Origin of the sequence: Nocardia sp. NPDC050799 (assembly GCF_040654015.1) — a bacterium.
In the GTDB taxonomy this organism is placed as follows: Bacteria; Actinomycetota; Actinomycetes; order Mycobacteriales; family Mycobacteriaceae; genus Nocardia.
Window position 1 is genome coordinate 199,782 of sequence record NZ_JBFAHF010000009.1, and the last position, 18,594, is coordinate 218,375.

Consider the following 18,594-nt stretch of genomic DNA (forward strand, 5'->3'; position numbering starts at 1 on the left):
ATCATGCTGGCATGAGTCAGTGGTCGGGCAACCAGTTGCCGTGCAGGCCCAGTGGTACGCGGGCGGGCAGGTGGATACGCGCGACGGGTTCACCGGTGAAGTCCTGAGCGGCCAGCACGACCAGATCGGCGGCGTTGCGGCGCGGATCGTGGACGTAGGTGAGTAGATATCCCTCGTCTTCGCCCGGCCCGGTGGACACGAACGCCGCCTCGCCCACCGTTTCTTCTGCCCCGAACGCGTGCACCTCCGCGGTACCCCGCTGAAAATCGTGTTTCACCAGCGCGTTGGTGAAGGCCTCGTCCGGAGTCGCGCCCTCGGGTGCGAACGGTATCCCGTACAGTGCCGTCGCGGCGGAGTAGCCGTAGCGGTGGGGGTGCGCGGCGTAGGCGTCGTTGATGCGGGGAAAGTCCTGCGGCCGGTCATCGATGCGTTGCCGATGCACCTTGTCGGCGGTGATGGTCCAACGGTCCAGCACCGGCCGGATCGCGCCGGGATCGGCAGGGTCGAACGGCCCTTGCGCGGTGACCAGGTCGACGACGACCGAATCACCGGCGTCGTAGGCGTTGAGCGTATGACTGACATGCACAGGGTCGATCTCGTGCCAGCGCACCTCACCACCCGTCCGCGGCATCACGCCCACACGGGTGGGGTGCCCCGGCAGCCATCGGCAGTCGAATCCGTCGAACCCCAACGGAGTATCCCAGAGCACTACATGGTCGCCGGTGAGCGCGAAGTCGTGCAGAAACGGGGTCCGTGTCATCGCAATCGGCACGGTGCGAACCACCGCTCCCGCGGTATCGGTCACGATGTACTGCACGAAATCGCGGCCGGGCATATAAGACAGGGAATGCAACTCCCCCGTGCATGGGTCGTGTTTGGAATGCGCCCCCGCGGTGAAGCCCTCCGCCGTCGCACCCAGCTCGCAAAAACCCACGGTGTTCAGCTCGTCGTCCAGCAGGGCCGGTGGCAGGCCCCCCTCCGCCATCGCGAATGCCTGCCCCGCATGCCCGATCACATGCACCATGGGCGCGAATCCCGGGACACGCACGAAACGGTTGCGGTACCACTCGGCCCGCCCGTCGCGCAGCCGCACCCCGTGCACCATGCCCGGACCCATCCCCCAGACGTGGGTGCCCGGGTCCTCCACTCCCACCGGATTCGGACCGTTGCGCACATACCGGCCATCGAGTTCGGCCGGGATACGCCCGGTCACCGGCAAATCGTAAGCCGTGACCTCTACCGCTACGGGCGCGAAATGACCTTCCAGATACCTCATGAGAACACCGTAGGAACCGATACCCGAAAGGCGTTCTCGCACGAGGCGATCATCGCGCTGTGTACTAGTGCAGGCCATGGCACGCATGCCGGCCGAATACGCGCCCCTTACCAACGGCCGCACTGCTCCGTCCCATGAACAGCTATGAACGGCGACAATGCCGGTCGCAGCTGTCCAAGAATGCATCGTTGATGAAGAGAGACCTAGGACAACTTGCGCGCACACCTCCAGCACAACCTGTGAACTCGCGCCCGCCCCGTGGCCGATCATCTGCTGGAATGTCGGGCCGGCAGTGTCGCGGCCGTCGTCGCGGTTGCGGGCCGACGACAACGTGTGGCCGGTCTCGAGCCGGTCACGTCGACGAGCGCGCGGCTTCCGGGGAGCCGATTGCTCTACTGCGCGGTGGCGTGGCTGTGGGCGCGCCGAGCGGGTGTTGGTTGTCCAGCTCCGTCTCATAGCGAACAGCGCTGCCGCTGCCCGCTCGGCGAGCTCGGGCGCGTAGTCGGGGATCTGCCGGCCGACACTCACCGCTGCGCTGTGATCACCGAGTCGGTGGTCCTCGGCGAGACGGGACAGCGACCGACCGACCGACCGAAGAGCATCCTGACCTGTGCGAATACCGGAACAACCCGAACCGCGACGGCCGCTCGTGCCCGTCCGCCACGGTGATACCGGGACCCACCCCGGGGCGAATCAGATCACAGATAGGTAACGAACCCGCCTCCGTCGACGACGAACCGATCGGTATGCCGAGACCGTGGCGGGGGCCGCGCGCTGTTCGGCACCGGTCGGGATCCGTGTGACCGGCACCGGCCGGTCACCTCGACCCTGTGCTCACCCGGACGAAAGGCCCTGCTCCGCGATGCGAACCCGATTGTCTCCGGCGCCGGTGGACGCCCTGAACCGCCGCGCCCTCTGGCTGATCACCGCCGCGTTCGCGGTCGTCGCCCACACTCTCTTCCTGATCGGTGGCAGCACCGCGCCCGCCCGGGCCACCTTCGATCCCGCCGGAGCGGATTTCTGGGTCGACTCGAGTATGGGCCCGATCAAATCGCGCGTGTTCCGCGCCGCCGACGGCAATACCTCGCGGGTGGTCTACGCGCTGGACGGGATGCGCGCCCGCGAAGACCTCAGCGGCTGGGAGATCGACACCGATATCGCCCGGGAATTCACCAAGTGGAATATCAACGTGGTGATGCCGGTCGGCGGTCAGTCCAGTTTCTACACCGACTGGAATGCGCCGAGCTCCTTCCTCGGTGTAGCACCCGGCTCGGGTTCGGCCGCCGGATCCGCCTCCGGGTCGTCGTCGGGCTCCGGCGGGTTGCAGGCCCTGTCGGGCGGCCCCGGCAAGTCCTACACCTATAAATGGGAAACCTTCCTCACCCGTGAACTGCCCGCCGCACTGCGGGACCGGCTGGGCTTCGCCACCCAGCGCAACGGCGTGTTCGGTCTCTCGATGGGTGGCAGCGCCGCCCTGACCCTGGCCGGCGACCATCCCGGACAGTTCAGTTTCGCCGGGTCCTACTCCGGCTACCTGAACATTTCCGCACCCGGAATGCGGGAGGCGATCCGGGTCGCCATGATCGACGCCGGCGGCTACAACGTGGACTCGATGGCCGCGCCCTGGGATCCGAAATGGCTCCGGATCGACCCGTTCGTGGCCGCACCCCGCCTCGTCGCAAACAACACCCGGCTCTGGGTGTCGGCGGCGAGCGGTCTGCCCACCGCGACCGACAGCCCGAGCATCACCACGGTGAACGGGATGGGCCTCGAGGCGCTGGCGCTGGTGAACACGCGCGCCTTCCAGATCCGGATGGCGACCCTGGGCGCCCAGAACGTGCACTACGACTTCCCCGCCTACGGTATCCACGCGTGGAACAACTGGGCCGACCAGGCCCTGCGGATGCTTCCCGATCTCTCCGCGAATATCGGCTGACGGCGATGCCGGTATTCGAAACCGCCCGGCCGAGAGCACGATCGGCGCCGCCCCGAGTCCGGCCGTACTCACTCGCCAATCCTGCGGACGCCCGGAAAATCGGTAGAGTGAGCCGTCGTGAGTGCTGACGATACGGCCGTTTCCGAAACTCGGGAATCCCCTTCCGCACCGGGACCGGGACTGCCGGTGGGATATCGGCACCGCGCCCGCGACCACTACGTCGTCGGCCGGGAGAAGATCCGTGAATTCGCCCGCGCGGTACAGGATCATCACCCGGTCCACTGGTCCGAGGACGCCGGCGCGGAGTACGGATACGGCGGTCTCATCGCACCGCTCACGTTCTTCTCGGTGCCGGGGTTCCTCGCCCAATCGGAGATGTTCGCGTCCGTCATGACCGGCTACGACCTGAGCCAGATCATGCAGACCGATCAGGTGGTCCGCTACTACCGGCCGATCCGCCACACCGATGCGCTGTTCTTCGAGGTGCGGCTGGAATCGTTCCGCCGGGCCTTCGGCGGCGATCTGATGGGGTTCCGGACGCTGGTCACCAACCGTCACGACGAGCCGGTGCTCGTCTCGCACACCAGCATCGTGGGCCGCACCGGCGTCGAGTCGAACCTCGCCGACGTCGGCGCGGGGGTTCTCATGCACGGTTTCCGGCCGGGCGACACCGCGAGTGCCCGGCCCGCACCGCCGCCGGTGACCGGTGACCTGTGGGAGGAGCTGGCTGTCGACGCGGTGCCGTCCGCACCGGTGAGCCGCTACACCCGTGCGTTCGAAACCGTAGCCGTCGGTACCGAACTCCCGCCCCGGACCGTGCGGCTCACCGCGGGCGATCTGGTGAACTACGCCGGCGTATCCGGCGATCCGAATCCGATCCATTGGAGCGGCGAGGTCGCCGGGCTGGCGGAGCTGGACTCCCCCGTCGCACACGGCATGCTGACCATCGGTATCGGGGCCGGATTCGTCACCTCCTGGCTCGGCGATCCGGGCGCGGTCCAGGAATACGCGGTACGCCTGACCAGCCCGGTACACGTCACCGAGGAGGGGGCCGAGGTCGAATACTCCGGCCGGGTGAAGGCGGTGGATCCGGTACAGCGGACCGCGACCGTCGCACTCACCGCCCGGCACGGCGGCCGCCGGATCTTCGGGCGCGCGACCGCGGTGGTCCGGCTCCGCTGAGACGGATCCGGCGGCCGTCGCCTCGGATGCTCCGACCGGCGCGCGGGCGATCCCGGCGGGACGAGTTGACCTCGAGTCGACTCGAGGTTCGAGGATGGTGCCATGAGCACGAACGAAGCACCCACCGTCGCGGATTCCGGGACCGACCACACCGCCGATATCGCGGCGATCGAGCAATTGATCAAGGATGTCGAAACCGGTTACAACACCAACGACGCCGAACTGATGGTCAGCGGTTTCCTCGCCAACGCCTCCGCCGGGAATGCCGTGGGCACGGTGATCACCGGCCGTGCGGCACTGCTGGAGGCCGCGCGTATCGGACTGTCCGGGTTCTTGAAGGACAAGTACGTCGTCTACGAGCTCACCGATATCGTCTTCCTCCGCCCCGATATCGCGGTCGCCCACAAAGCCGCCCGCGCGCGCACCGCCGACGGCGTCCTCCTCGACCGGGATCCGGCGATGGTCGCGCTCTATGTCCTGGTCGCGGAGCACGGGCGCTGGTGGGTGGCCGCCCGGCACAACACACCGGTGCCCGCGGCAGGCTGACGAACAGGACGGCGCGCCACCCCGGCACGATATCGGCGGGCACCCACCGGGATCCGGGCGACTTTCGCCGGACGCGCCGCTCAGCCGGTGACCGGTGTGCCCGCGGCCGATTTCGGGTGGCCCGCCTCGGGCGCGGTGGCGAGCGCTTCCGGCGCGGGACCGAGCGCCCGGGGAGGCGCGCTCAGTGCCGCGGCCGCACCGATCCCCGCCCCGATTCCCGCGCCGATCCCGGCGAGCGGCGCGGCCATGAGGGCGAAACCGTAGGCGGCGCCCAGCGGCGCCGCGGCGAGTCCGATCGGCGCGAACGGTGCTCCGATCGCCAGCCCCATGGCACCGCCCACACCCGCGCCGATGAGAGCGAACGGGCTCGCGAACGCCGCCCCGGCGGCCGCGCCGATCGCCGCGGCACCGAGGGTCTGTCCGGCGACCCGGTCGGATCGGGTGCGTTCCATACCGACCGAATCGAGGAAGGTCGCCAGATTCGCTTCGGCCGACGCGGAGCCGTCGTTGATCTGGATGGCCTGTTCCCGGGGCAGCCATTCGGGGGAGTCGACCTGGACATCGCCGAAACGCAAGGCGCCCGGCGGGGGCGCGATCGGGGGCACGGGCGCGACAGGCGCCGGCGCATGCAGAGCTTCCACCGGCGCCAGATAGTCGCTCGTGGGCGCCGGCCGCGCCCACTGCAGTGAAGACAGGATGTCGTCGGGAATCCGGACGCCCTCGTACGGGCGCACATTCGGCGCTTCGGCGCCGGGCCACTGCGCGGAACCGTCCGACTGCCCCGCGGCCTCTGTGCCGGCGGTGGGAACGACCTCGTCCGCGACCGGGACGAGGTGCCCGCTCGAATCGGCCGGGCGGTAGTGACCCGGTTCGGCGCCGGCGCTGCCGGTTCCCACCAGGGTGAGCACGACGGGAACGGCGCCCGCCACCACCATGGACCCCATCCGAGTTCGACGCGGACTCACTGCTCTGTGCTTGCCGGTGCCCATCTATCACCTTCCGCCTGAAAGATATGCTGTCGTTTCACATTCGGATCCGCGCATCGATTCGGATGGGTCCGAGTTCGTCGCCGGACGGACCGGTTCTCCGGTGGCCACGGAGGCAGTGACGACCGCCGGCCCGTCCGGACGAGCATGCGAACGCGTACCGGACGGTCACAAGCGTTCCGCACCGCCACCGACGGCCGGGTTCGCGAGCGGCCGCGGCAGGCGCGATACGACCGTAGCCCGCCGGATCGGTTACCCTGCGCGTCGGCGCGCCGGGCCGGCTCGAACGCGGCCGAACCGTCGAGTTCGGCCTCGCCCGGCGGCCGGGTCACCAGCCTCTCCAGCCGGATCCGGCACAGGAGTACCGCCACGCGGTCGGCCGGCGCATTGTGCCGGATGACATCCACGCGTCTCTCACCGCCACCGGCGGTCTCGATCCGGCGGTACTGCGCCGCCTGGGCCGGAACCCGGACCGCGCGGCACGCTATCTCGCTGTCGAAGGGCACCGGGCCTTGTTCGCCAACGAACCCGTCCGCTCCCACGATGTCCTACGCTGCGCCGGACGTGGGATCTAGGCGGAGGGAGCGCCGAGATCGGTGAACGAGCCGCCACGCCCGGCGCCGGCGGTGAATCGCTCGACACCCGAGGCCGCCTCGGCCAGGGAGATGACTCCGTGCTCCCATTCGTTGGCGATCGCCTCCTGCTCGCCCAACCCCTCCTGCTGCAGCAGCGAGAGCCGGTCGTGCCGCTGACAGGTCTGCGGGAAACGCGCGATCTCGGCGGCGAGTGCTTCGGCGGCCTGCCGTTCCTCCCCGACCGGGACGACACGGTCGGCCAGGCCTATCGCGTGCGCCTCGGCCGCGTCCACGGGCCGCCCGGTGAGCACCATGTCCATGGCCCGCCCGGTACCGATCAGCCGCGGCAGCCGTACCGTACCGCCGTCGATGAGCGGCACTCCCCAGCGCCGGCAGAAGACACCGAACACCGCGTCCTCGGCGGCCACCCGCAGATCACACCAGATCGCCAGTTCCAGCCCACCGGCCACCGCGTGACCGGCGACCGCGGCGATCACCGGTTTGCTCAGCTGCATGCGGGTCGGGCCCATGGGCCCGCGGCCCTTCGCCGACAGCGGATTGGCCCGGTCGGTCCCCACGGTTTTGAGATCGGCTCCGGCGCAGAAGTTCCCGCCCTCGCCCCACAGCACCGCCACCGCCGCCGAATTGTCGTTCTCGAAGGCGGTGAACGCGTCGTAGAGGGCAGCACCGGTGGGTCCGTCGACCGCGTTACGGGCCTGCGGCCGGGACAGAACGATGGTGAACACCGGCCCGTCCCTTTCGATTCGCACGGGTGCGCCGGTCATAGTTGGTCCTTCGTTCGCGGTCACCGCTCGAGCCTATGGCCTCCGGCGTGCTCCCGGGCCGATCCACACCGATCCGGGTTCCCATTCCGCCCGCATGTGCTCGATGCGCCGCCGGACCACATCCGGCGCGGTACCGCGGATGTGAATGGAGTTCGGTGTTGTTCCGATACGCAACGGCCGACCGAGGACGCTCGGTCATCGCCCGGCGGCGCCGGGTCCCGGGAAACGGCCCCGGCCCCCGGTGGCTGCGGCGCCGAGCAGGCCGAATGCTTCCAGTGCCAGATACAGTTCGGCCGATTGGCGGGGATCGGTGGTGTCGCGGCCGGTGAGGTCGCGGATCTTGCGCAGCCGATAGCGCACCGTATTGCGATGGCAGTGCATGATTTCGGCGACGGCCGCGGCCGATCCGCCGCATCGGTACCAGCATTCGAGCGCACCGATCAGATCGTCCTGTTCCGCGACCGGAAGGTCGAGCAGCGGACCGAGGATCTGTGCGGCGGCCCGCCGCCCGGCTTCGGGCACGGCGACGAGAAGATGGGCGACCGGTTCGTCGCCGAAGCGGACCGTAGCGACCGACCCCGGCCGCACCGACCGGGACGCCAGACGGGCCTCGGCCAGCGCCGCGGTGATGGCATGCGGTGTCGTGAAGGCGGCGCTGAGACCCACCCGGTCGGTGACGCACGCCGAGATCGTGGCCGGGGCGCGTTCGAACGCGTCCGGGGAGGCCGCGGACAGTAACCCGATATAGGCGTCGATCTGGGCATCCCAGACCGACCGGATGCCGATATCACGCAGCGCCGCGGTGAGTCTCCCCGGCAGCGGCGCGGTGGGTTCGGTATCGATGGCAACCACCGCGAACGCTCCGCGTTCCGGGAGTCCGAGGGTGCGCAGGACGTCGAGGACGCGGGCGGGGTTGCCGGAATGGTCGTCGAACAGGGTCCGGATCAGCCGGCTCTGGATCTGGGAGTCGGCGTGCGCGAGCAGCACTTCGGTGTCCCGGTAGGATTCGACGGCCGCGTCGGAGTACAGGTCGACGAGCTCCCACAGTCGCGTCGCCAGCTCATGCAGCCGGGCATCCCCCGGACCGGCCGACCAGTTGGTCAGTTCCTCCCAGATGAGCCGTCCGCCCAGCCGGTAGGCGTGCAACAGGCTCGCGACCGGAATCCCCTGTTCGGCTTTGAGGCGTCCCGCATCGCGGGCCGGTTGTAGTCGCAACGGTCCGGTTCCGGCGAGCGCCCCGATCACCGCGGTCAAGTTTTCCAGGCAGGTGCGGTACAGCTGATCCGCGGTCAGCAGCCCGGACTCCCCATAGGCCGGGTCGGCCGCCGCGATCCGGCCGACCAGGACATCGGTCAGCGCTTCGACGGAATCGGCGAGCGCGGCGGCCAGTGGGGCCGCCGGCGGCGCGGGCGTGCTCATACTGGAACAGTCTAGTCACCCGACCGTGACCCGCACCACGCCAGTTTTGTGCCCGTGCACAAATCCGAGCGGCGGATGACGCAACGCCCACCCATTTCCTTCGGACACCGGCACAGCCACACTGTTCAGTACTCGCGTCACCGGATCTCAGCTACGGAGTGTGCCCACGTGCAGCCAGAACAGGCCGTCGCGGCCGACACGGTCATCGATACCGCTCTCGCCGAACTCGCCGCGGGCGAACAGAAATGGTCCCGCCTGCCGCTGGCCGGACGGCGGGCCCTCCTCGACCGGATGCGCACGCTCACCGGCCGGCACGCCCGTGAATGGGTCGAGGCCGCGGTCCGGATCAAAGGACTGGATCCCGCGTCCCCGCTGGTGGGCGAGGAATGGCTGTCGGGACCCTATGTCTTCGCGACGAGCCTCACCGCGGTGTCACGGACCCTCGAATCGCTGGAGCGCGGCGTGAGCCCGCTCGCGAACGCGACCTTCGGCACTTCCGGCGGCCGGGTGACCGTACGCGCGCTCCCCGCGGGGCTCTACGACGAACTCCTGCTCAGCGGTTTCCGGGCCGAGGTCTGGCTGCAGCGGGGCGTCGACGCGGCCACCGCCCGGGCCGGCGCGGGCCTCGCCCAGCTCGACCCCGCTCGCACCCACGGGATCGGCGCGGTGCTGGGCGCGGGGAACATCACCTCGATCGCACCGCTGGACACGATCTACGAACTCATCGCGCACAACCGCGTGGTGGCGCTGAAACTGAACCCGGTCACCGATCCGCTGCTGCCGGTGTTCGAGAAGATCTTCGCGCCGCTGATCGAGCTCGGAGTGGTACGAATACTCACCGGCGGCCCCGAGATCGGCGGGCAACTGGTGACCCACGGGCGGGTCGCCCACGTCCACATGACCGGCAGCGCCGCGACGCACGACGCCATCGTATGGGGCACGGGACCGGAGGCGGCGGAACGGAAGAAGGCCGGCACTCCGCTGCTGGACAAACCCATCACCAGTGAGCTCGGTGGAGTGTCCCCGACGATCGTGCTGCCCGGCGAATGGAGTACCGCCGACCTGGAATTCCAGGCCGAGCACATCGCTACCCAGCGCCTGCACAACGGCGGCTACAACTGTGTGGCCACGCAGGCGGTGATCGTGTCCGCGGACTGGCCGCAGAAGGACGCTTTCCTGGCCGCTCTCACCGCGGCTGTCGATCGGGCGCCGAACCGTCACGCCTACTACCCGGGTAGCGACCACCGGGTCGCCGGGGCACGGACCAGCTATCCCGACGCTCGCCGGCTCGGCCGCCGGGGCGAGCGGCTCCTGGTGGCCGGGCTGGATCCGGAAACGGACGAAGCGCTGTTCACCTCGGAGTACTTCGCGCCCGTCCTCGGCATCGTGGAACTGCCCGGGAGTGGGACAGCCTTCGCCCGCGCCGCGGTGGATACGGCCAATGAGAAGTTCACCGGTACCCTCGGCGTGAACATCGTGGCGCACCCGGACACCGTCGACGCGCTCGGCACGGAATTCGACCCGATGATCGAGCGGCTGCGGTACGGCACCGTCGCGGTGAACGCGTGGACCGCGGTCGGTTATCTGACTCCCACCGCGAGTTGGGGCGCCTACCCGGGCCATACGCTCGACGATGTGCAGAGCGGGATCGGTGTGGTGCACAACGCGTGGTTGATCGATGGGATCGAGCGCACTGTCGTGCGGGGTCCGTTCCGGCCCGCGCCGCGGTCGGTGCTGCACGGCGAGTGGTCCCTGACCCCCAAACCGCCGTGGTTCGTCTCCAACCGGACCGCCGCGCGGACCGGGCGACTGCTCACCGACTTCGCCGCCGATCCGCGCTGGTCGCGCCTGCCCGCGATTTTCGCCTCCGCGCTGCGCGGTTGATCGCACCCGGGTGATCCGTACCTAGGATGCGTCGCGACACGGGTCGCCGCACGGCGCCCGGCGCTGTGTCCGGGTTGGTCGGCCGTGCGGGTCTTGACGCTGAGATCGGCACAGTCGAAATACGCCATCACGTAGGTCGATCCGATACGCGCGACCGAGAGCGTACCGGGCGCGAAGAGCGGAGTGGACGGGTGCCGGTGGGTGGGGAACCGGCCCCACCGGCCGTCGATATGGGCCCGATTCTGCTGGGCGGCGCAATCGCCGTGGAAGAAGTCGGCGGGGTCGCGGAGCAGGCCGTCAGGTCAGTCGGCCCAGCCACCCGGCGGCGTCGAGGCGGAACGCCACCGGCGGCGCCAGGGCACGGAGATCGTCCTCCATGGCACGGATCCGGTCCTCTCCGCGCTCACGCGCCCAGTTCCCGCGCAGTTGCTGGAAGATTTCGGCCGAGCGGGCCAGCGCGTCGTAGCCCCGCGTGGTGAGCCGGACGATGCGCCGCCGGGTATCGGCCGGATCATCCGCCCGTTCGGCGTACCCGAGAGCGACCAGGCGGTCCACTGTTTTGCCGGCGGCCTGTTTGGAAATCCCCAGGCGACGGCCGATATCGCTGGCCGAGGTCTCGCCGGCACCGATCGCCTGCATGGCGAAACCGTGGGCAGGCCGCATGTCCGGATGTCCCTGTCGTGCCAATTCGGCGTGCAATTCGTCGATCAGCGTCCGGAATCCGGCGAACAGCAGGAGTGCGAGCTCGTAACCCGCGCGCGGCGAGCCGTCCGTTTCCGGATCCTCCGGCGCACCCTTGGCATAACCGTCAACCTGGTTTACCATCTGTTTATTATCGTCAACCATGTTGTCCATCTTAGGAGAGACATGTTCCGCGCCCACACCCTGGAGACCGCTCCGCACGCCGCCCGACAGGCGATGCAGGCTGTACAGAGCAGTACCGGCACGATCCCCGACGCAGTCCGCCGGCTGGCCGGATCCCCCGAACTGCTCAACGGATTCCTCGCCATGAGCGCCGGTTTCGAACGCTGCACCCTGGACCCACTGGCACGGGAGGTCGTCATCATGACCGTCGCCGTACGCAACGACTGTCATGTGTGCATCGCCATGCACACCGGAAAACTCCGCAAACTCGGTGCGGCACCGGAGCTCGTCACCGCCCTGCGTGCGGCCGCATCCCTTCCCGACGCACGCCTCGAAGCGGTCCGAATATTCACCCTCGACGTCCTCGCGACCGCGGGCGGCGTGGACGAGGGAACCCTCGCCGCACTCCTGGCGCAGGGCTACACCGAGCGCAACGCACTGGAAGTCGTCTTCGGAATCGGCACCTACACGATGTCGACACTGGCCAACCGCCTCGTACGCGCCGAATGACCGCCGACATCCCGGCGCGGCCGGGCACCGCCGGGTGACACTCCGTCGACGGGTCCGTCACCCGTCCCCTCGCCGGCAAATGGCAGTCAGCGCTCGCCAGGAGCGTCTCTGGTCGGTCTCCGAAGAACTGACCGGTGTGCGGTTCGCTGTGAGCGGAACCACTGGCATCCGAAACGGCGTAATCTTGTAATCAAGTAATCCTTGTAGCTGAGAAGGTGCACCATGGGATATGGACATCGGGGGCGCGGATTCGGCCGGCCCGGCGGCTGGCAGCAGGCCGATCTACCGGACGCGGCGGACGCAACGGACTGGTTCGCGGGGCGGCTGCCCGGCGACTGGTTCACCGGCAGTCCCGCCATCGAGATAGACCGGGACGAGATCGTGGTGGTCGGCGAACTCCCCCTGCCCGATACTGCCGCGGACGAGAAGCCCGCGGCCGATACGACGGCCGGGGGGGACGAAACCACCCGAACGGTTCCGGAGGCGACGAAACAGGGGGCGGTGGCACGCTTCCGGGAGACCACCCGGTCCGCGCGGATGCAGATCGCCGACGAGGCCCAGCAGCGCTACGGCCGCAGTGTGGCCTGGGGCGTCTCGGTCGACGGTGAGCGGATTCTGTTCACCCATCTGGCGGTACCGGTGATGACGCGTCTGCGTCAGCCGGAACGCAAGGTCCTCGATACGCTCGTCGACGCGGGCGTCGCGCGCTCCCGGGCCGACGCGCTGGCCTGGACGGTGAAACTGGCCGGCGAGCACACACAGAGCTGGCTGGAGGAATTGCGCTCCGCCATGCGCAAGGTCGAAGACCTCCGCACGGAGGGCCCGCAGGGGCTCTGAACCACGGCCCGCGGCCGGCCGCGGGCCGGCCACGACCACAACCGGCCGCATCCGGTGACGCCGCGCCCGGCGCCACCGGATCACGCACCGGCGGACGACGCGGGCCGATCAGCCCAGATGCGCCGAGAGCAACCAGGCCGGAACCGATTTGCGGCCGTTCGGTTCGTCGCGCAGGTCCTCGAACCGCAGCAGAGGTTCGCCGGCCGGAGAATCGAGGCGCTCCGGCAGATTCGCGTGGATCCGTGCCGGGGCGATCTCATCGATCACCCAGTATTCCGATACCGCGTCGCGGAGTTCGTCGGCGGTGACCGGCGCGGGTCCCGCATCGGGGAGTACCGGAAAGCCGGCCCGGTCGAACACCAGCGCGAAATAGGCCGCACCCGGGGCGGCGGCACGCGCGATCGACCGCAGATAGCCCTCCCGCGACCCCACCGGAATCGAATGGAACAACGTGCTGTCCACCACGGTGCCGAAGCGGCCGTCATAGCCGGTGAACGAGGTGATGTCGGCGACCTCGAAGGTGGCGGTACCCAGCCCGCGCCGTTCGGCTGCGGCCCGAGCCGATTCGATCGCGGTCGGCGCGAGGTCCAGGCCCACGGTGGTGAAACCGCGTTCGGCCAGATACAGCGAGATGGCACCCTCACCGCAGCCGGCGTCGAGTACGTCGCCGTGGAATCTGCCCTGATCGATGAGCGCCGCGAGTTCGGGCTGCGGTTCCCCGATACTCCACGGCGGCGCCACGTCCGGCCCGAACGGGCCGGTACCGCGATAGACGGATTCGAACTCGAAATCACCGGGTGTCGTCATACTCCACGACTAGCAGCCGATTCGGCGCATGTACATGTAACCGCCGCCGCGAGACCGGGGTCGCCCGGGCGCCCGCCCCACGGTCCGGCCGCCTGTGCCGGTGTGTCGTATGACCTCGAGCGCCGCGACCGAAGCCGCGCGGCACGCCGACGGCCGCCGGTTTCCCTCCTCCCGACGGGTGACGCACGACCCCGGCACAGACCTCGAGGGCAGGCCTCGTACCGAATGGCGTTCTACCGCCGCGGAACACACTGGCTGGGCCGGTAGCGCGACGAGGACAAGGACGATACGAACCGCACGAAATATGAGTTGATCAGTAAGGACTTCGCTGGATCCCCGTCACGCCGATCGCCGAATAGCCCATAGGAGAGGCAGGAACCCGCACCTATCCACTTCCGTCTGGGTCAGTAACCATCGGTTATCGCGTATTCCGTACTTACTACAAGGTCGGCAAGCCCGGTCCGACCAACCCGCTCGGACGTACCCGCACCCCACCCGCCCGATCCGGGAGGAGACATACCCGCAGGAAGCAGGGCACATATCGGTCGACCTGTTTCGCCAATGACCGTAGACGGCCCTGATCCACGCAAATCAACGAATCAGCGAGCAAGCCACTTGTGCAACAGTTAAGTTACTGAGTATTCTTCCAATATCAACCCGGTGACGCATCTGCGCCACCGCGATGCTCGAACTCGACGAGGAGTGGCGACATGGACCGACTCAACAGGCGGGATGCGTTGAAAGCGGGCGGGGTGCTGGGCGCGTTCGGCGCACTCGCCATCGCGACCCCGGCCAGAGCGCAACCGTGGACATGGTCGCCGCAGGGGTCGGTGGCGGGCAGCGGCGCGGGTGTCGACCCGCTCGGCGTCTGGGACCCCGAAGCCGATGAACTGGTCGCCTCCCTACTCGACCGCGGTGCGGTGCCCGCCGTCAACGATCTGCTGCGCACCTGGACCCGCAACGGTCAGCCGTTACCCGCCGGGCTACCCCCGGACCTGCGGGACTTCATGGAATACGCGCGACAGCTCCCCCGGTGGACCGATCCCGGACAGCTGGCCACCGCCGTCGACTTCAACAAGAAACGCGGTCTCTACCTCGGCGTGTTGTACGGCCTCGCCAGCGGCATGATGAGCACGGTCATCCCCAAGGAAGCGCGCTCGGTCTATTACTCCAAGGGCGGCCACGACCTCAAGGACCGCATCTCCAAGACCGCGAAACTCGGCTACGACATCGGCAGCGGAAACGCCTACGGCCCGGACGGGCAGATGGTCGTCACCTGTGTCAAAACGCGTCTGGTGCATGCCGCGGTGCGGCATCTACTACCCCAGTCGCCGCACTGGGTGAACTCGGCCGACGAGGACATCCCCATCAGCCAGAACGACATCATGGTCACCTGGCACAGCCTGCCCACCACCGTGATGCGTCACCTCACGGCATGGAAGGTGCCGATCCCCGTCCACGAATCGGACGCGTTCCTGCATTCCTGGCAGGTCGCCGCGCATCTGCTCGGCGTCCGCGACGAGTACATCCCCAACTCGTGGGACCAGGCCAACTCCCAGGCCGCGCAGGTCCTGGATCCGATCATCGCGCCGACCCCGGAGGGGGTGAAACTGGCCGACCGACTGCTGCGCCTGGGCACCAACCTCGACCTCGCTATTCTGAGCAAGGGAGTCCTCGGCTCCTTTACGCGCTTCCTGCTCGGCGACAAGATCGCCGACGATCTGGCCATCCCCCGCGAACCCGTCTGGGATCCGCTGCTGCGGTTCAGCTGGGGCCCGTTCATCGCGGTCCGGGAAGGCATACTCACCGTCGCCCCGCCGACGCAGGAGGCGTACTGGCTGTTCGACGAGTTCTTGCGCCAGTTCGCCCTGTGGTATCTGGCCGAACTCCGGATGCCGATCAGTATCGAGCTGCCGATGATGAACCGGGATATGAGCCGGCCACCGCGCTGACCCGGCAGCCCGGTCGAGCCCGCACGGACCCTCTCCGTGCGGGCGAGCGGGCGTGTGCGCCACCCCGGCATCCACCCCCGGACCCGGACCGGCGTCATCTCACGGGAGTTCCGCCGACGCGGTCTCCCGCCTCACTCGATCAGCTACACCTCGGTGTGACCAGATGGAGCAGTCATGCCCACACGATGGAAATCCGGCGTCGCCGCCTGCGTATTCGCGCTCGTAGCCGCAGTTGCCCAGGTCGGCGGAGCCCCGGTAGCGGCGGCCACACCGGCCCCGTGCCCCGATCTGTACGTCGTAGCGATCCCCGGAACCTGGGAGACCTCCGATACCGAGCCCGGCACGGGCATGCTCGCGGCGACGGTCGACCGGCTGCCGGGGAATGTGGCGGTCGACTATGTCGCCTACGCCGCGACGGCCTTCCCCTGGGAAGGAGAGGTTTACGGCCGCTCCAAGCAGGAGGCCACCGATCGGGCGCGCGATATGGTCGCGGCCGCGGCCCGGGCCTGCCCGGCGACACGTATCGCGATCCTCGGCTACAGCCAGGGCGCGCACGCGGCCGGCGATCTCGCGGCCGAGATCGGCGCCGGGTCCGCCACCGCGCCGGCGGACCGAATCGCGCTGGTGGGACTGATCGCCGACCCCCGGCGTTCGCCCGCGGACACCCTCATCGGCCCGGCGGTGCCCGGCGCCGGAGCGGTCGGGGCGCGGCCGGGCGGTTTCGGCGCACTCGGCCCGCGCACGTACACGTTCTGTGTCGAGGGCGACCTGTACTGCGCGATGCCCGACGGTGATATCGCCGGGCGCCTGGCCGGGCTCGTGGTCCAGATGTCGAATCCCGATCCGGCCGATATCGGCAGTTATCAGCGGCAGGCGGCCGCACTGCTCGGCGATGCGCTGGCCGCGGGCGGTCTCGGCCTGCTGGCCCAGGAGTTCGATTCCTCCGCCTACGAGCAGCGCCGGAAACAGATCGCCGATTTCCTGAAATCCGGCGCGCACCAAAGCTATCCCGCCTATGCCGTCGACCCCGCGGGCGCGACCGCCCTGACCTGGCTGCGGCAGCGCCTGATCGAGGTGACGAACTACTGAGCACCGGCGGCACGGTCCGCCGCGCCGGGAAGCCGGCTGTTGCCGGGCACGGTCCACTGCCGGTCCTTGATCATCCTGCGGGCTGCCCGCCGATTCCGGCCGATCAGCCGGTCCAGGTACGTCCACCACCTTTCCGTCCTCGGCGTCCCAGGAAACCGTGCGCTGCCGATCCAGCTGGGATTCGGAGGCGACCAGGAATGTGGAATCGGTGACCCTGCCTGCGAGCTAATGCCCGCCTGGACGATGCCGCCCGGCGTCGGCCGCTCTGCGTTCCGTGACACCCCGGCCAGGACAGCGACACCTGGGACCGGGCCCGCGACTGGGCGCTCTGGAAGACGCTTCTGGCCCTCGCGCACGACCCTGTCGATCGGCGAGCCCGGATATTGATCGACGACACCCTCCGAGGAGACCTGAGCGTCCAGAAAGGGATTGGTCAGGGACGGAATTCAGCCTTCGCAAAAACCTGTTGGCCGATCCCGGCGACCACTGCTAACTTTCCGGAGGCCGTGCAAGAGAACGAGGAGGTGGTACCCGTGAACGCAGTATCGACATGGGTGCTCCCCTCCGGGGTCACGGTCGGGCGATAGGTCGTCCGGGAGCGCCGCTCGAGAGCACTCCCGAAAGGCACGACAATGCAATTCACTTCCGAACAACGCCTCGACGACGGCGTCCTCGAACGCGAATTCACACTGGGCGAGATCCCCGGCATCCTGTGGACGCCCGGATCCACGGCCGGACCGGCCCCGCTGATCCTGGTCGGCCACCCCGGTGGACTACGCATGATGTACCCCCGGCTGGTGGCCCGGGCCCGGCACGCCGCGGCGGAGGGTTTCGCCGCGGCCACCATCGAACTCCCCGGAAGCGGTGACCGGCCCCGTTCCGCCGCCGCCGAGCAGGCCCGCGCCGACCTGCGCCGGGCGCTGGAGGCCGGCGAGCCGGTCGATGACGAGATCGTCGACCGGCTCGTCCTCCCCCTGGTCGAAACGGCGGTCCCGGAATGGCGGGCCACCCTGGACAAACTCCTGTCGCTGCCCGAGATCGGCGGTCCGGTCGGATATTCGGGCGGGGTGATCTCCATCGGCACCCGGCTGGCGGTGGTCGAGCCGCGCATCTCGGCTGCTGTTCTGTTCGCCGGGAGTTTCGTGCCCCGCGTTATGTTCGAGGAAGCCCGGCAGGTCACCATTCCGCTGCACGTCCTGCTGCAGTGGGACGACGAACACAACGACCGGCAACAGGCCCTGGACCTGTTCGACGCGTTCGGCTCCGCGGAGAAGACGCTGCACGCCAATATGGGCGGGCACACCGGCGTCCCGCATTTCGCGGGGGACGAGGCGAACCGGTTCTTCGCGCGGCACCTGAAGTGATACCGGCTCCCCGGGTCGGCAGCAGACGATAGAGGCTGTCGGCCGGGAAGCCACTCGCCGAGAACAGGTCCGTCCTGCCTCGACGGCGGTGACCGGCGGATACACAACCATCCCGACCGCGGCGGGGTCGCCCATCGGCGGTACCGCCGCGGTCGGGGCGGCGCTCGCACCACCCGCGCTCCGACCAGCCGAACCTCCGCGGCTGAACCCCACCGAAGACGGCAGCTCCCCGGCACTGCTGTTCGGTGTCGGCGATATCCGGCGTAGGATCATGTCGGTGGCGGCGATGGATACGGTCCGGGCCCGGTGCGGGTGTGTCCCAAGCGGAGTGGCCAGAGATGGTCGTGGTCGAACGGGGTGACAGGCTCGGCGAGGAATACCGGCGCCGCATCACCGAGGTGTACGTGCGCGCCTTCGCCGCAGATTTCGTCGCGTTCTCGCGAAACACCGATAAGTTGTCCGATGCGTTCGAGCACATGCTGTTGCTCGAATGGTTCTACATCGCGCTCGTCGACGGAGAGCCCGCCGGCCTCGCCCCCGAGCACACACGACCGGCGATCGGTGGCACGAGCCACCGATCGC

At 68.9% G+C, this 18,594-nt stretch carries 17 protein-coding genes and 1 pseudogene; 11 read left to right on the plus strand and 7 right to left on the minus strand.

The genetic code is table 11. The annotated features are described in order from the left end of the window. Positions 1–16: 16 nt before the first annotated feature. Positions 17–1,276 (minus strand): carotenoid oxygenase family protein, encoded by a 1,260-nt coding sequence (locus AB0H42_RS12295; protein WP_357053875.1) that lies wholly within the window; start codon positions 1,274–1,276, stop codon positions 17–19. 862 nt (positions 1,277–2,138) lie between these two features. Between AB0H42_RS12295 and AB0H42_RS12300 the strand changes: the two genes are divergently transcribed. From AB0H42_RS12300 to AB0H42_RS12310, 3 genes are all read left to right on the plus strand, one after another. Next, positions 2,139–3,212, plus strand: coding sequence for an alpha/beta hydrolase family protein (locus AB0H42_RS12300; protein ID WP_357053878.1), 1,074 nt, complete (start codon positions 2,139–2,141; stop codon positions 3,210–3,212). Between the two features lie 117 nt (positions 3,213–3,329). After that, positions 3,330–4,394, plus strand: coding sequence for a fused (3R)-hydroxyacyl-ACP dehydratase subunits HadA/HadB (locus tag AB0H42_RS12305; protein WP_357053882.1), 1,065 nt, complete (start codon positions 3,330–3,332; stop codon positions 4,392–4,394). A gap of 102 nt (positions 4,395–4,496) precedes the next feature. Next, on the plus strand, positions 4,497–4,940 hold the full coding sequence (locus AB0H42_RS12310; protein WP_357053885.1) for an SgcJ/EcaC family oxidoreductase: 444 nt from the start codon (positions 4,497–4,499) through the stop codon (positions 4,938–4,940). A gap of 80 nt (positions 4,941–5,020) precedes the next feature. Here the strand turns inward: AB0H42_RS12310 and AB0H42_RS12315 are convergent, their stop codons facing one another. Beyond that, a complete protein-coding gene (locus AB0H42_RS12315; RefSeq protein WP_357053888.1) occupies positions 5,021–5,929 on the minus strand; it encodes a hypothetical protein in 909 nt (302 codons plus the stop codon). Positions 5,930–6,315: 386 nt separating this feature from the next. Between AB0H42_RS12315 and AB0H42_RS12320 the strand changes: the two genes are divergently transcribed. Further along, the gene (locus AB0H42_RS12320) at positions 6,316–6,501 is read left to right on the plus strand and encodes a hypothetical protein (protein ID WP_357053891.1); all 186 of its coding nucleotides are present in this window, start codon (positions 6,316–6,318) and stop codon (positions 6,499–6,501) included. Here the strand turns inward: AB0H42_RS12320 and AB0H42_RS12325 are convergent. Further along, positions 6,498–7,286, minus strand: coding sequence for a crotonase/enoyl-CoA hydratase family protein (locus tag AB0H42_RS12325; protein ID WP_357053894.1), 789 nt, complete (start codon positions 7,284–7,286; stop codon positions 6,498–6,500). The two genes, AB0H42_RS12320 and AB0H42_RS12325, sit on opposite strands and share 4 nt — an antisense overlap. A gap of 195 nt (positions 7,287–7,481) precedes the next feature. Then, positions 7,482–8,705, minus strand: coding sequence for a helix-turn-helix domain-containing protein (locus AB0H42_RS12330; RefSeq protein WP_357053897.1), 1,224 nt, complete (start codon positions 8,703–8,705; stop codon positions 7,482–7,484). A gap of 168 nt (positions 8,706–8,873) precedes the next feature. Here AB0H42_RS12330 and AB0H42_RS12335 point away from each other — a divergent pair, with 168 nt between their 5' ends. Next, complete coding sequence (locus AB0H42_RS12335; protein WP_357053900.1) at positions 8,874–10,589, plus strand: aldehyde dehydrogenase family protein; 1,716 nt, start codon at positions 8,874–8,876, stop codon at positions 10,587–10,589. 297 nt (positions 10,590–10,886) lie between these two features. Here the strand turns inward: AB0H42_RS12335 and AB0H42_RS12340 are convergent, their stop codons facing one another. After that, positions 10,887–11,414 (minus strand): MarR family winged helix-turn-helix transcriptional regulator, encoded by a 528-nt coding sequence (locus AB0H42_RS12340; protein WP_357053903.1) that lies wholly within the window; start codon positions 11,412–11,414, stop codon positions 10,887–10,889. 42 nt (positions 11,415–11,456) lie between these two features. Between AB0H42_RS12340 and AB0H42_RS12345 the strand changes: the two genes are divergently transcribed. Both AB0H42_RS12345 and AB0H42_RS12350 read left to right on the plus strand, forming a co-directional pair. Further along, on the plus strand, positions 11,457–11,963 hold the full coding sequence (locus AB0H42_RS12345) for a carboxymuconolactone decarboxylase family protein (RefSeq protein WP_357053906.1): 507 nt from the start codon (positions 11,457–11,459) through the stop codon (positions 11,961–11,963). Between the two features lie 222 nt (positions 11,964–12,185). Continuing rightward, positions 12,186–12,800, plus strand: coding sequence for a hypothetical protein (locus AB0H42_RS12350; protein WP_357053909.1), 615 nt, complete (start codon positions 12,186–12,188; stop codon positions 12,798–12,800). A gap of 108 nt (positions 12,801–12,908) precedes the next feature. Here the strand turns inward: AB0H42_RS12350 and AB0H42_RS12355 are convergent, their stop codons facing one another. After that, a complete protein-coding gene (locus AB0H42_RS12355; RefSeq protein WP_357053912.1) occupies positions 12,909–13,607 on the minus strand; it encodes a class I SAM-dependent methyltransferase in 699 nt (232 codons plus the stop codon). Between the two features lie 710 nt (positions 13,608–14,317). Here AB0H42_RS12355 and AB0H42_RS12360 point away from each other — a divergent pair. Further along, positions 14,318–15,559 carry an oxygenase MpaB family protein gene (locus AB0H42_RS12360; protein WP_357053916.1) on the plus strand — a complete coding sequence of 414 codons (1,242 nt, stop codon included), beginning with the start codon at positions 14,318–14,320 and terminating at the stop codon, positions 15,557–15,559. Between the two features lie 174 nt (positions 15,560–15,733). Then, positions 15,734–16,648 carry a cutinase family protein gene (locus AB0H42_RS12365; protein ID WP_357053920.1) on the plus strand — a complete coding sequence of 305 codons (915 nt, stop codon included), beginning with the start codon at positions 15,734–15,736 and terminating at the stop codon, positions 16,646–16,648. Here AB0H42_RS12365 and AB0H42_RS12370 read toward each other — a convergent pair. Continuing rightward, positions 16,642–16,767: pseudogene (locus tag AB0H42_RS12370) on the minus strand (peptide deformylase); the annotation flags it as partial. The gene AB0H42_RS12365 and the pseudogene AB0H42_RS12370 sit on opposite strands and share 7 nt — an antisense overlap. A gap of 513 nt (positions 16,768–17,280) precedes the next feature. Between AB0H42_RS12370 and AB0H42_RS12375 the strand changes: the two are divergent. Both AB0H42_RS12375 and AB0H42_RS12380 read left to right on the plus strand, forming a co-directional pair. Then, the gene (locus AB0H42_RS12375; RefSeq protein WP_357053922.1) at positions 17,281–18,012 is read left to right on the plus strand and encodes an alpha/beta hydrolase; all 732 of its coding nucleotides are present in this window, start codon (positions 17,281–17,283) and stop codon (positions 18,010–18,012) included. 338 nt (positions 18,013–18,350) lie between these two features. Beyond that, a partial coding sequence (locus AB0H42_RS12380; RefSeq protein WP_357053925.1) for a hypothetical protein occupies positions 18,351–18,594 on the plus strand: 244 nt, incomplete at its 3' end.

What these genes read in the sequence shown, in the direction of transcription:
- AB0H42_RS12295 (WP_357053875.1), bottom strand. Translation starts at nt 1,276, where the DNA reads ATGAGGTATCTGGAAGGTCATTTCGCGCCCGTAGCGGTAGAGGTCACG.
- AB0H42_RS12300 (WP_357053878.1), top strand. Translation starts at nt 2,139, where the DNA reads ATGCGAACCCGATTGTCTCCGGCGCCGGTGGACGCCCTGAACCGCCGC.
- AB0H42_RS12310 (WP_357053885.1), top strand. Translation starts at nt 4,497, where the DNA reads ATGAGCACGAACGAAGCACCCACCGTCGCGGATTCCGGGACCGACCAC.
- AB0H42_RS12315 (WP_357053888.1), bottom strand. Translation starts at nt 5,929, where the DNA reads ATGGGCACCGGCAAGCACAGAGCAGTGAGTCCGCGTCGAACTCGGATG.
- AB0H42_RS12325 (WP_357053894.1), bottom strand. Translation starts at nt 7,286, where the DNA reads ATGACCGGCGCACCCGTGCGAATCGAAAGGGACGGGCCGGTGTTCACC.
- AB0H42_RS12330 (WP_357053897.1), bottom strand. Translation starts at nt 8,705, where the DNA reads ATGAGCACGCCCGCGCCGCCGGCGGCCCCACTGGCCGCCGCGCTCGCC.
- AB0H42_RS12340 (WP_357053903.1), bottom strand. Translation starts at nt 11,414, where the DNA reads ATGGTAAACCAGGTTGACGGTTATGCCAAGGGTGCGCCGGAGGATCCG.
- AB0H42_RS12345 (WP_357053906.1), top strand. Translation starts at nt 11,457, where the DNA reads ATGTTCCGCGCCCACACCCTGGAGACCGCTCCGCACGCCGCCCGACAG.
- AB0H42_RS12350 (WP_357053909.1), top strand. Translation starts at nt 12,186, where the DNA reads ATGGGATATGGACATCGGGGGCGCGGATTCGGCCGGCCCGGCGGCTGG.
- AB0H42_RS12355 (WP_357053912.1), bottom strand. Translation starts at nt 13,607, where the DNA reads ATGACGACACCCGGTGATTTCGAGTTCGAATCCGTCTATCGCGGTACC.
- AB0H42_RS12360 (WP_357053916.1), top strand. Translation starts at nt 14,318, where the DNA reads ATGGACCGACTCAACAGGCGGGATGCGTTGAAAGCGGGCGGGGTGCTG.
- AB0H42_RS12365 (WP_357053920.1), top strand. Translation starts at nt 15,734, where the DNA reads ATGCCCACACGATGGAAATCCGGCGTCGCCGCCTGCGTATTCGCGCTC.
- AB0H42_RS12375 (WP_357053922.1), top strand. Translation starts at nt 17,281, where the DNA reads ATGCAATTCACTTCCGAACAACGCCTCGACGACGGCGTCCTCGAACGC.